This is a genomic window from Mesorhizobium sp. M1A.F.Ca.IN.020.04.1.1 (assembly GCF_003997315.1).
GTDB lineage: Bacteria > Pseudomonadota > Alphaproteobacteria > Rhizobiales > Rhizobiaceae > Mesorhizobium.
The window spans coordinates 1-10,957 of the sequence record NZ_RZSN01000185.1; the positions used below are offsets into that span (position 1 = coordinate 1).

14 protein-coding genes and 1 tRNA gene are annotated in these 10,957 nt (G+C 62.6%); 7 read left to right on the top strand and 8 right to left on the bottom strand.

Features of this window, described 5'->3' with window-relative positions:
- From EOA49_RS26610 to EOA49_RS26625, 4 genes are all read left to right on the top strand, one after another.
- Positions 1-960 (top strand): beta-ketoacyl-ACP synthase III (locus EOA49_RS26610; RefSeq protein ID WP_245460811.1); only part of this gene is annotated, 960 nt, incomplete at its 5' end.
- 102 nt (positions 961-1,062) lie between these two features.
- The gene (locus EOA49_RS26615) at positions 1,063-1,386 is read left to right on the top strand and encodes an integration host factor subunit alpha (RefSeq protein ID WP_067000778.1); all 324 of its coding nucleotides are present in this window, start codon (positions 1,063-1,065) and stop codon (positions 1,384-1,386) included.
- Between the two features lie 125 nt (positions 1,387-1,511).
- Positions 1,512-2,051 (top strand): MerR family transcriptional regulator, encoded by a 540-nt coding sequence (locus EOA49_RS26620; RefSeq protein ID WP_067000781.1) that lies wholly within the window; start codon positions 1,512-1,514, stop codon positions 2,049-2,051.
- Positions 2,052-2,156: 105 nt separating this feature from the next.
- Positions 2,157-2,459: a DUF883 family protein gene (locus tag EOA49_RS26625; RefSeq protein ID WP_067330064.1), complete on the top strand. Its 303-nt coding sequence runs from the start codon at positions 2,157-2,159 to the stop codon at positions 2,457-2,459.
- Positions 2,460-2,564: 105 nt separating this feature from the next.
- Here the strand turns inward: EOA49_RS26625 and EOA49_RS26630 are convergent, their stop codons facing one another.
- The 3 genes from EOA49_RS26630 to EOA49_RS26640 form a co-directional block, all read right to left on the bottom strand.
- Positions 2,565-2,825 carry a hypothetical protein gene (locus EOA49_RS26630; protein ID WP_067000787.1) on the bottom strand — a complete coding sequence of 87 codons (261 nt, stop codon included), beginning with the start codon at positions 2,823-2,825 and terminating at the stop codon, positions 2,565-2,567.
- Between the two features lie 403 nt (positions 2,826-3,228).
- Positions 3,229-3,420, bottom strand: a complete 192-nt coding sequence (locus EOA49_RS26635; RefSeq protein ID WP_082954114.1) for a hypothetical protein — start codon at positions 3,418-3,420, stop codon at positions 3,229-3,231.
- Between the two features lie 228 nt (positions 3,421-3,648).
- Complete coding sequence (locus EOA49_RS26640; RefSeq protein ID WP_067330070.1) at positions 3,649-4,248, bottom strand: hypothetical protein; 600 nt, start codon at positions 4,246-4,248, stop codon at positions 3,649-3,651.
- 303 nt (positions 4,249-4,551) lie between these two features.
- Here EOA49_RS26640 and EOA49_RS26645 point away from each other — a divergent pair, with 303 nt between their 5' ends.
- Positions 4,552-4,818 (top strand): helix-turn-helix transcriptional regulator, encoded by a 267-nt coding sequence (locus EOA49_RS26645; RefSeq protein ID WP_067330074.1) that lies wholly within the window; start codon positions 4,552-4,554, stop codon positions 4,816-4,818.
- 176 nt (positions 4,819-4,994) lie between these two features.
- Positions 4,995-5,453, top strand: coding sequence for a YbaK/EbsC family protein (locus EOA49_RS26650; protein WP_127241764.1), 459 nt, complete (start codon positions 4,995-4,997; stop codon positions 5,451-5,453).
- A 44-nt stretch (positions 5,454-5,497) separates the two neighbouring features.
- Here EOA49_RS26650 and EOA49_RS26655 read toward each other — a convergent pair.
- From EOA49_RS26655 to EOA49_RS26675, 5 genes are all read right to left on the bottom strand, one after another.
- Positions 5,498-5,574: transfer RNA gene (locus tag EOA49_RS26655), tRNA-Pro, on the bottom strand.
- Between the two features lie 54 nt (positions 5,575-5,628).
- Entirely contained in the window at positions 5,629-6,876 is a 1,248-nt protein-coding gene (locus EOA49_RS26660; protein WP_127241767.1) for an O-antigen ligase family protein, read from the bottom strand.
- A 65-nt stretch (positions 6,877-6,941) separates the two neighbouring features.
- Positions 6,942-8,474 carry an undecaprenyl-phosphate glucose phosphotransferase gene (locus EOA49_RS26665; RefSeq protein WP_127241765.1) on the bottom strand — a complete coding sequence of 511 codons (1,533 nt, stop codon included), beginning with the start codon at positions 8,472-8,474 and terminating at the stop codon, positions 6,942-6,944.
- A gap of 139 nt (positions 8,475-8,613) precedes the next feature.
- Positions 8,614-9,744, bottom strand: coding sequence for a glycosyltransferase (locus EOA49_RS26670; protein WP_127241766.1), 1,131 nt, complete (start codon positions 9,742-9,744; stop codon positions 8,614-8,616).
- Between the two features lie 8 nt (positions 9,745-9,752).
- On the bottom strand, positions 9,753-10,316 hold the full coding sequence (locus EOA49_RS26675) for a polysaccharide biosynthesis/export family protein (RefSeq protein ID WP_067000804.1): 564 nt from the start codon (positions 10,314-10,316) through the stop codon (positions 9,753-9,755).
- A 262-nt stretch (positions 10,317-10,578) separates the two neighbouring features.
- Here EOA49_RS26675 and EOA49_RS26680 point away from each other — a divergent pair.
- Positions 10,579-10,957 (top strand): Wzz/FepE/Etk N-terminal domain-containing protein (locus tag EOA49_RS26680; RefSeq protein WP_245460812.1); only part of this gene is annotated, 379 nt, incomplete at its 3' end.

Here is a 10,957-nt window from a genome sequence, read left to right on the forward strand (position 1 = left end):
GTTGTGCGCGGCAGCGGTGCCGCGCTGCCCCGCCGCATCATGAAGAATGCCGATTTCGAAGGCATGGTCGAGACCTCCGACGAGTGGATCGTCCAGCGCACCGGCATTCGCCAGCGCCACGTCGCAGCCGATGACGAGACGACGGCCTCGCTGGGCGAGGCGGCGGCGCGCGCCGCGCTCGACAGCGCCGGCCTGACGCCAGCGGATATCGACCTGATCGTGCTGGCGACCTCGACGCCTAATAACACGTTCCCGGCGACGGCTGTCGAAATCCAGAACCGCCTCGGCATGCATCACGGCTTTGCCTTCGACATGCAGGCCGTGTGTTCCGGCTTCGTCTATGCGGTCGCCACCGCCGATCTCTATATCCGCGGCGGGCTGGCAAAACGCGTCCTGGTGATCGGCTCCGAAACCTTCTCGCGCATCCTCGACTGGAGCGACCGCTCGACCTGCGTGCTGTTTGGCGATGGCGCCGGCGCCGTGGTGCTCGAAGCGGCGAAAGGGGCTGGCAACATCGCCGATCGCGGCGTGCTGGCCGCCAGCCTGCGTTCGGATGGCGTCCACAAGGAAAAACTCTTCGTCGACGGCGGCCCGTCCACCACGGGAACGGTCGGCCATCTCAAGATGGAAGGCCGCGAGGTCTTCAAGCACGCGGTCGGCATGATCACCGACGTTATCGAGGCCACTTTCGCCGAGGCCGGCATCACGGCGGAAGACCTCGACTGGTTCGTGCCGCATCAGGCCAATAAACGGATCATTGACGCTTCCGCCAAGAAGCTCGGGATAGCCGAAGAGAAAGTCGTGGTCACCGTCGATTTGCACGGTAATACCTCGGCTGCCTCCGTGCCGCTCGCTTTGTCGGTGGCCGTCGCCGACGGCCGCATCAAGAAGGGCGACCTTGTTCTGCTCGAGGCGATGGGCGGGGGTTTTACCTGGGGCGCGGTGTTGCTGCGCTGGTAAGTGCCGAGCGCGTGGGTTCGGTCCTTGACCTTGCCGGATCAATTACTTACGCTCTGCCGCTGCCTGTATCGATTTATGTTTTTGAGCTGATGGGACGGTCGCATGGGGGGAAAGACACTGACGCGTGCCGACCTAGCCGAAGCCGTTTACCGCAAGGTTGGTTTGTCGCGAACTGAATCGGCCGAGCTGGTCGAGGCCGTCCTGGATGAGATTTGCGAAGCCATCGTTCGCGGCGAGACGGTGAAGCTGTCTTCCTTCGCGACTTTCCATGTCCGCTCCAAGAATGAGCGCATCGGCCGCAATCCCAAAACCGGCGAAGAAGTGCCGATCCTGCCGCGCCGCGTGATGACCTTCAAATCCTCGAACGTGCTGAAGAACCGCATCTTGCGTTCGCACCAGAACAGCAAGGCCAAGGGCGTCAAGTAACCCTCGAATGCCGGTTGAAAACCGCGGCCCCTTTGACGCCGGGCTTGAATATCGCTTCATAAACCGCTGAAATAAGGTGCGATTCGGATCAACTCCGGATTGCGGTCCAGCGTGAGGATTCGCCCATGGACAAGAGCCCCGATGCTTTCCGTACCATCAGCGAGGTTGCGGAAGATCTCGACCTGCCGCAGCACGTGCTGCGTTTCTGGGAAACCCGTTTCAACCAGATCAAGCCGATGAAGCGTGGTGGCGGCCGCCGTTACTACCGGCCGCAGGATGTCGAACTGATCAAGGGCATCCGGCACATGCTTTATGATCAGGGCTATACGATCAAAGGCGTGCAGAAGCTGTTGCGCGAGAACGGCAACCATTTCCTGGTCGCGATCGGCAATGGCGACATGGCAGCCGTCGAGGCGATCGCGCAGCGCCGCCAGGCCGAGCAGGTGCCGCTTACCGCGGCTGCCCAGCCGCGCGGCGACGAGGATGCGCTGGTCGGTCAGCCCAAGGTGAAGCCCAGCCGCCGTTTCTTCGGCCTTGGCAAGGGAGACGACGAAGGTCCCGTGCAGCCGGACTCCTCGAAATTGTCGCGCGACAACCGGGCCTTGCTGCAGGAGGCGCTCTTCGACCTCCTGGAGTGCAAGCGCCTGCTCGACCAGGTCCGTTGAGCTTCGGGTGCCGCTCCGGCGGCTTGGACGGCCGACGTCTCTGACAGCCGGAACTGCTGTGGCATCCATGCGTTAGCCCTTCTCTGCAAGAGAAGGACATCAGGCATGGCGTGGTTTTCGACCCTTTCCGATCTTGATCTGGACAGGCAGGTCGCGGCGCTCTCGCGTCAACTTGACGATGTCAGGAAAGCCTTGGCCAAACGCGGCGACGCCTATTACGAGGACGGCCGCGAGGCGGCGTCCGATTATTATTCGCAGCTCGCCGACCGCTTTCACGAGGCGCTGCCGGCAATCAGGCGCCGGGGCAGGGCGCTCGAGCACACCGCGCGCGAGCATCCGGCCACCGTGGCCGCCGTCGGACTGGTCGTGGTCGGCCTGCTTGCCGGCCTTCTGATCAGCCGGCGCTGACTCCGGGCTGCGAAACAGAAATGGCGACCGTTCGCGCCGGCCGCCATTCCGTCAGCACGAGAGCCCAACCGGATGAAATCGGGATGGAGTGGGCTCCGGCTTCAATCAGTTCGCGAGCTTGATCCGGCTCTTAGGATCGACCTTCATGACCTGGCTGCATTTGCCGTAGACGGTGCCGTTCTTATCGGTGGCGTCGGTGTAGGTGCCCTTACAGTCGAGCTGCAGCACCAGACAGGAGCCGGAGCCTTTGCAGACCGCGCCGCCGTCGCCGGTCGGATGCGTGCCGGCAAAGGCCGGCGCGGAAACCGAGCCGAAAGCCGAGACGACGAAGGCGGCGGCGAGCGAGATACGCTTGAAGTTGGTCATTTGAGCATTTCCTTCCATTGGTTGCTGGGAGCGCTTTCTGGCGTCCCGGTCGGGTTGAGGAACGCCTTCGTGGCGTCCATGACCGCTTGGTTCGGCCTCCAATGGAAAGGTTCATGGCCCGCGCGATTTTTGTCGCCTGGCGAGCATTGCTGTGAAGGTGTCAGGGTTCAGGGATTACCGTAGGTGCCGGATCTGCCAGCAGCGCTAAGCGCTCGTTGGGCAGTGGCGACTTGATGCGGCAAGAGGTCGGGACCGCTTGACAAGCGATCGAACCCGGCTGCGCTCATCAGGGGACAGCGGGTGCTCAAAGGAGAGGCTTGTCCCACGAAGCGAAAAATTCCGATGGGAAGACTTGCGCGACCATACAATGAAGGCCTGTCTTCCCATCGGCATGTGGGAAGGATCAGGCCTTCTTCTCAACCACCTTCTTATGGTGGTGATGATGGTGGTGGTGGTGATGGTGGTGCCGGCGATGATGCTTGTGGTGGTGGTGCTTTACCACCGGGGCCGCATCGGCGCTGGTCGTGCCGAGGATCGGCATGGTGAATGCCAGGGCCAGAGCCAGCCCGAGCGCGGAGAGGAGGGACTTCTTCATGATTTCGTTTCCTTTTACGCGGGCGTTCCGGAGTTCACCGGACCAAATCGGTGACCCAAGCCCCGCGATCGGCACTATCCTCCTGGATTTTTTCGACACTTTTTCCGGACTGTAGATTTTTGTTTCTGGATTGTTTCTGGCGAACCACCATCGCGCCGCGCGCCCTTGCGGGCGCGCATGGACGGCTCGACATCATGCTTTTCGAGCCTGATGCGTCAGCTGCGCGCCTCACATCGGCGGCGCCACGCCATGATTGCCGACCACCACCCGGCGCGAAACGAGCTTGCCGCCGCTGCCGCGCTCGGCGCTGACGAACACGGTCATGCCTGGCTTGAGATCCGCAGGCGCAGCGGGCGCGAATTTCACGATCGGCGTCGATTGCGGGATGGCGATCTCTTTCTTCTGGCCATTGCTGTAGGTCAGCGTCACGGTCCTGCCGTTGACCTCGGTCACGTCGGCGACAGTGCCGTTGGTCATTCGGCTGTTGGGCTGCAAATCCCAATCGCGGTCGCCTTCTCCGGTTCCCTTTAACGCCGCCGGGAAGATCACGACTTCCAGCGCGCCGCTGCCGCCGTCGGCCTTGGACACCGATGCGATGCCGAGGAAATCGCCCTGTTTGATATCGGCGGCCGACGCCTTGGCGACACCAGAGATCATCCAGTCGGGGGAAAGGGTGATCGTATCGGTCTTGCCGTCGCGGGCTTTCACCTTCAGCGTCGTACCGGCGAGGTCGACCACCGTGCCGCGCAAGCGCACGGTGTCCGCCTGAGCGGCGCCCGCAAAGCCTGAGATCATGCCGAGTACGATAGCGAATAGCTTCAGTTTCATGGAATCCGATCCTCTTCAAAGGGGCTGGCGTCGCCCGCCTTCCGGCAAGCGACGAGAGCTAACGAATCGGAGGGGGCAAAATGCCGGCGGGTGCGGCCTTCGGCGCTTCAAAAGATCTTGATTGGGCTTCGCGCCACCTTACATGTCGGTGGCCTGCGGCCTCGGCTCCCAGCCGATGACCACGGTCACGATGGCGTGACGGCCAAAACGGCCTCTTGGCAAATCATCCGTTAACGGCCATTCTCCCGCCCGTCTCAGGCAACGCCACATTTCATCTGTGTTGTTTCATCCCAAGGAGTTGCCATGCCCAACACCGCAAGAAACGCTGTTTCCAACAACATCATTGCCGCGTCCGGCCTCAATCCGCTGAAAGCCGTCCGCGAAACGAGGGGATATACGATTGAGGAGCTTTCCTTGACCTGCGGCCTGGCCGTGGGCGAGATCGTCGACATCGAGGACGGCAAGGATGCCGACCCCGCCAAGCTCAGGCGTATCGCTTCCGCGCTGCAAGTGCCGGAAGAGGAATTGATCATGATGCCGACCGAAGAGAATCGGCCCACACAGCAATAGAGACGCCGAAGCGTCCGCGAAAAAAGCCCGCCATGGCCCGCCCCGGCGGGCTTTTTGCGCCTTCCACAGATGGTCCCCTGGCCCTTGCCAACTGCCAGCGCGCCATGCGGCAATCCCGGCCGCTGCCACGATTCGGCGGCATCGAGTGGCCAACATGCCTGATTGAGGTTGCGCTCATGAGCTTGGAATCGGTCCGCGCCTTCTTTGCCGAACATGCTCCCGACATCGAGGTGCTGGTCACCGAAGCGAGCTCGGCGACCGTGGCACTGGCGGCCGACGCCCATGGCGTGCTGCCGGCGCAGATCGCCAAGACCATCTGCCTGCGCGTCGGCGACGAGACCATGCTGGTCGTGACCAGCGGCACTGCCAGGCTCGACAACCGCAAATGCAAGGACACGTTAGGCGGCAAGCCGCGCATGCTCGACGGCGAACAGGTGCTTGCCGCGACCAGCCACCCGCCGGGCGGCGTCTGTCCCTTCGGTCTACCGGCGCCGCTGCCGGTCTTTTGCGATGTGACGCTGCGGGCCTTTGACGAGGTCGTCCCCGCCGCCGGCGCGACGAATGCCGCCGTGCGGATTTCGCCGCAGCGGATGGTCGAACTTGTCGACGCCAAATGGGTCGACGTGTGCCAGTAGGGATTGGAGAGGACTTCTGGGGGACAAGTCTCAGGCTTGAAAAATGGTCGGAGTGGCCGGATTCGAACCGACGACCCCTTGACCCCCAGTCAAGTGCGCTACCGGGCTGCGCTACACTCCGGACCGGGTGGCGATGTATCGTGAGAACCCCGTGCGGGTCAACCGAATTCGGCGGCTATTTCGCCGATGACAGTGCCGCAGCAGGGACGGCGCGCGCCAACCGCAATTCCTTCTGGTGCCGGTATTCCAGCGCGATCGCGCCCCAGATCAGCCCGAGCAGCAGATAGAGATGGCGCCAGTGATCTATGTCGATGAAGGTGCCGAGCCCGATATTGCCGAGATAGGCGACATAGGCGCAAAGCAGATAGGGCTGCCAGGGACGAGCGCGCAGGAGGATGCGGAATCCGGCGCAGATCGTCCACAGGGTCAGCGTCAGGAACGAGACGAAGCCCAGCCAGCCATAGTCCATCAGCGCCTTCAGCCAGATGTCGTGCGTGTCCTCGCCGTAGATCGTGCCGAAGACCAGCGGGCCGATGCCGAACGGGTGTTCCAGTGCCAGCTGGAAGCCGATCGTATAGCGTGCGAAGCGGCCGAGGCGCGCGGTATCGTAGCTTTGCTCGAGATGCGCGCGCTGGGTGAACATGTCCGACACGCCGGGCAGCTGCAGGATGACGAGGATGGCGATGATCAGCAGCGCGAGCGCGGCGATCGTCATCACCACGACCCGCAGGCGGAACATGCCGCTGGCGCTCTGCAGGAAGAGGCAAGCGGTGAGCAGCACCGCCGAAACCGCGAACATGCCCCAGGCGCCGCGCGAGAAGGAGAAGAAGATGCCGGCGGTGATGATCAATAGCGGCACCGCCAGAAGCGGCATGCGCGATACCGGGCCGGTCAAGAGCAGATAAAGCAGGTAGGTGCCGGGCAGCACCAGGAACGGACCGAACACGTTCGGGTCCTGAAAGGCGCCGGCGGCGCGGTCGTATTTGGTGAACATCTCCGCGCCCGGAAAGGCATGGAAATAGCCGGCTATTCCCAGCAGCGAGGTCGCCACAGCCGAGACCACATAGGCGATGAAGATCAGCCGGTAGAGGTCAGGCTGGACCGATGTCACCGAGGCGAAGAAGACCGCGCTGAAGGCGAGAAACAGCGAGACCGCCAGATAGAGCGGCGTGTTGGCGAGGTCCGCCATCTGCGTCATCGCGATCATGCCGCCGATGTTCATCGCCACCAACAGCACCAGCAGCGGCAATATCGCTCGCGATATTCTGAGGCCGAACAGCGCCCAGACGGCGATCAGCCCGGCCATGTAGAGCTCGTAGGGTGCCGGCTCGCTGATGACGAAGCCGGAAAGCAGGATGCCGACGACGATAGCGGCCGACGAGATCAGCGCGATCAGCTTTGCGTTGACCGCCTGTGGCGGCAACTGGTTGACCGCCTGCGGCGGCAACTGGTTGACCGCGACCGCCGGCAACTGATGCGCGAGCGCGCTCAATAGGCGTTTTCCGTGTTGAGCAGGCGGACGGGCGTCAGGAACAGGATGCGCAGGTCGAACAGCATCGACCAGTTCTCGATGTAGTAGAGATCGTATTCGGTGCGCATGCGGATCTTTTCATTGGTGTCCATCTCGCCGCGCCAGCCGTTGATCTGCGCCCAGCCGGTGACACCCGGCTTGACCTTGTGGCGGGCGAAATAGCCGTCGACCACCTCGTTATAGAGCAGGTTGTGCGATTGGGCGGCGATCGCATGCGGCCGCGGCCCGACCAGCGACAGCGAGCCGAACAGCGAGTTGAAGAACTGCGGCAGCTCGTCGATCGAGGTCTTGCGGATGAAGCGGCCGACGCGGGTGACGCGCGGGTCGTTCTTGGTCACCGTCTGCTTGGCGGTCGGGTCCGACCTGTCGATATACATCGACCGGAACTTGTAGACCTCGATGACCTCGTTGTTGAAGCCGTGGCGCTTCTGCTTGAACAGCACCGGCCCCTTGCTGTCGAGCTTGATGGCGATCGCGGTGGCGAGCATCACTGGCGAGAAGACGATGATGCCGACAAGCGAGAAGATGATGTCGAAGCTGCGCTTGGCGACAGAGTCCCAGTCGTTGATCGGCTTGTCGAAGATGTCGAGCATCGGCACCGAGCCGATGTAGGAATAGGCGCGCGGGCGGAACTGCAGCGCGTTGGAATGCGCCGAGAGCCGGATGTCGACCGGCAGAACCCAGAGCTTCTTCAAAAGCTGCAGCACGCGCGATTCCGCCGTCAGCGGCAGCGAGACGATCAGCATGTCGATGCGGGCGATGCGGGCGAACTCGATCAGCTCGGAAATGGTGCCGAGCTTCGGGTAGCCGGCGACGATCGGCGGAGAGCGCTTGTCGCCGCGATCGTCGAAGATGCCGCAGATGCGAATGTCATTGTACGGCTGCTTCTCGACCGAGCGGATCAGCATTTCGGCCGACTTGCCGCCGCCGACGATGAGCGCGCGGCGCTCCATGCGCCCGTCGCGCGCCCAGCGCCTAATCAGCCTGGACATCACCAGTCTGAGCCCGAAGATCAGCACGAAGCCGACCACGAACCAGCTGCCGAACAGGAGGCGCGAATAGTCCTCCGAGGCCTTCATGGCGAAGGCCGTGAGAGCCATCAGCGCGAAGGTGCCGGCCCAGACGAGGAGCACGCGGCCGAAATTGGCGAGGGGGCGCATCAGCGCCGCGATCTGGTAGCTGTCGCTGACGTCAAGCAGCACCACCGCCAGGAACGAAGCTGCCGCGATCGTCAGCGGATATTGCCAGGCGAGATAGTTGAAGAAGCCGACATAGTAGAAATAGAGGCAGATGCCTGACACGAAGAGCACGGCGAATTCGACCATTCGCAGCACGCCGCTGACCATGATCGGCGACATCGTATCGCGCCGGTACTGCGAGGCGACCTGTCGCGCCACGTCATTGATGCCGGGCACTTGAGCTTCGGCAGGGCCGTCGAATTTGCGCACCGCCTCCATCGAAAAGCGGTGCGCGGGGTCGATCTCGTTCATGGGGATTGTCCGCGAGCTTCGCGCGAGTGAATAGCAAAAGAGAACTAAGAAAGCCTTGAAACAACAGGTGGCTTTGAATGCGTGTTGTTGCTTGCGACGACTGGCGGTTTTTTCACGCCTATAGCTAGATTAGTAAATTCTAAAGCTTTAGCGCCGCGAAGTAAGCCTTCTCGATCTCGGCCGCCATCACGTCGGCCCCGAATCGCGCTTTCAACTCGGGGTTTTGCGGCATCAGCTTGCGGTAGGCGCCGCGATCGTCGAAAGCCGTTCTGAGCCTGTCGGCAAGTTGACGGGCATCGGGCCGGATCAGGGCAGGGGAGTCTTCGCCGAAGATCTCGGGAATGCCGCCCACGGCAGTGGCAATCATCGGCATGCCGGCTGCCAGAGCCTCGAGCACGATATAGGGCATTGCTTCCGCGCGGGACGGGACGACGATCAGCTCGGCCAGGGCGAAGGCTTCTCTGGCCGGCATCGGCGGCAGGAAGCGGACGTGGCCCTTCAGTCCGAGTCGCTCCACCTGAGCGTGGTAGCGTGGCAGGTCGTCGCCGGCGCCGACCATCACCGCGCTTAGCCGGCGTCCGAGCTCCCTGCCGGCGCGCGCCAGCGCATCGATGAAGATGTCCGGGCCTTTGAGATCGCGCATCATGCCGATGTATATGAGATCGGCGGCATCGGCCGCCGGCGCCACCGGTTCGAACTCGACGGCCCGCAGGCCGTTATAGACCAGCCTGTTGGGGATGGGCGGCTCGCCGACCTTCCGTCGATAAGTTGTCCGCTCATAATCGGAAACGAACAGAAGGCAGTCGCTGAAGCGGGCCATGAAACGCTCCAGCGCGAAGAACAGCTTTCCGGTCGCCGTCGTTTCGTCATAGTGCAGCGAGCCGCCATGCGGCGAATAAAGGCGGGCCACGCGAGACCTTGAAACCCGCAACAGTGAGCCGAACAGACGGGCATAGGCGCCACCCTTGGCGCCATGCCCGTGCAGCACGTCCGGCCGCAATTCCTTGATGATTTGATAGGTGCGCCAGGCCGCGGCGATGTCGCCCGGTCCGATATGGCGCTGCATCGGCGTGCGATGGATGCCGAGCGCCAGGCGCTCCTTCATCGCTCCGAACAGCCGCTCCTCATAGTCGCCGCCCGTGGTCGAATCGCAGACGATACCCACGGAATGGCCGGCGGCGACCTGCGCCTCGGTCAGGTCGCGCACATGCCGGAAGATTCCCCCGACAGGTGAGCGGAAGCAGTGGACGATCCGGAGGTGAGCCGCCACGTTGATTGTCAGAACAGGCGTTCGCGGACGTAGACGGTGTCGCCGGGCAGGAGCGGATCGGATGTCTGCACCCTGCCGGTCATGACCTTGCCGTTGATGTCGCGGGTGATGTCGACGCTTTCCTGGTTGGCGCGCGGTGTGAAGCCTCCGGCGATCGCGATCGCCTTCTGCACAGTCAATCCCGGCACATAGGAATATTGCCCTGCGGCGCCGACTTCCCCCATGACGAAGATCGGCCGGTAGCGGTCGATCTCGACCGAGACGTCGGGATCGCGCAGATATCCCTGGCGCAATTTATCGGCGATTTCCTTTTCGAGCTGCTGGGCGGTGTGGCCGCGCGCCGGCACGGCGCCGACGAGCGGGAAGGAGATGTAGCCGGACTGGTCGACGCTGTAGGTGTTGGTCAGCCCGTCCTGCTCGAACACCGTGACGCGGATGCGGTCGCCGGCGCCGAGTCTGTATGGCTGGTCGAGGACTTCATGAAAGGCGGCGGGCGCCGGCCGGTAGCTGGAACAGCCGGTAAGCAGCGACAAGGCGAGCATGGCGCGAAACAGATGAGCAGTGCTTTTCATGATCGGACACGAACCTTCGTCGCTCTCGCCACCGGTGAGGCGGCCAACCCCAGGAGTGCGCCCGTTATCATCCTGTTAGGGTTAATGGTCGGTAAAGGATGGGCCTTAGACTCATCGGCTGCTGGCAAAAAACCCAATTGTTCTATTGCTTTCGCAGGACGTTCTTTGAGTGGGTTCTAATAAGTACGCATCCTGATCTTAACGGCTGAGTTACCATAGTTGTTTACGGTCCATCCTCGACTCAAAGTTCGGAGCAGGATGCATGTCCGTTCAGTCCGCGGCCGCAGATGTCGATGTCGACCTGAGACAGCTCTTCGCCAGCCTGGCGAGGAATTGGCTGCGCATTGTTCTCGTCACGCTTGTCGTGACCGGGCTGGCGTTTGCCTTCGCCTGGCTGGCGACGCCGCAATATAAGGCAGTGGCCAAGCTGGAGATCGGGTCGCGCGAATCGGTCTTCACTCGGCCGGCCGGCACAACCAGCGACGACAAGCCGGCGACCGATGAGGAGGCTGTAGCCACCGAAGTCCAGATCATGTCCTCGCCCGATATCCTCAAGAAGGTTGCCTCGGACCTCAACCTGGAAAAGTTGCCGGAATTCGACGAAGCGTTGAAGATGTCGGCGCTCAGTCGCGCGCTTGTGC

Excerpts from the sequence above, each read along its gene's own strand:
- EOA49_RS26675 (WP_067000804.1), bottom strand. The coding sequence starts at position 10,316 with ATGAAAAGCACTGCTCATCTGTTTCGCGCCATGCTCGCCTTGTCGCTG.
- EOA49_RS26650 (WP_127241764.1), top strand. The coding sequence starts at position 4,995 with ATGAGCTTGGAATCGGTCCGCGCCTTCTTTGCCGAACATGCTCCCGAC.
- EOA49_RS26640 (WP_067330070.1), bottom strand. The coding sequence starts at position 4,248 with ATGAAACTGAAGCTATTCGCTATCGTACTCGGCATGATCTCAGGCTTT.
- EOA49_RS26615 (WP_067000778.1), top strand. The coding sequence starts at position 1,063 with ATGGGGGGAAAGACACTGACGCGTGCCGACCTAGCCGAAGCCGTTTAC.
- EOA49_RS26625 (WP_067330064.1), top strand. The coding sequence starts at position 2,157 with ATGGCGTGGTTTTCGACCCTTTCCGATCTTGATCTGGACAGGCAGGTC.
- EOA49_RS26630 (WP_067000787.1), bottom strand. The coding sequence starts at position 2,825 with ATGACCAACTTCAAGCGTATCTCGCTCGCCGCCGCCTTCGTCGTCTCG.
- EOA49_RS26635 (WP_082954114.1), bottom strand. The coding sequence starts at position 3,420 with ATGAAGAAGTCCCTCCTCTCCGCGCTCGGGCTGGCTCTGGCCCTGGCA.
- EOA49_RS26665 (WP_127241765.1), bottom strand. The coding sequence starts at position 8,474 with ATGAACGAGATCGACCCCGCGCACCGCTTTTCGATGGAGGCGGTGCGC.
- EOA49_RS26645 (WP_067330074.1), top strand. The coding sequence starts at position 4,552 with ATGCCCAACACCGCAAGAAACGCTGTTTCCAACAACATCATTGCCGCG.
- EOA49_RS26620 (WP_067000781.1), top strand. The coding sequence starts at position 1,512 with ATGGACAAGAGCCCCGATGCTTTCCGTACCATCAGCGAGGTTGCGGAA.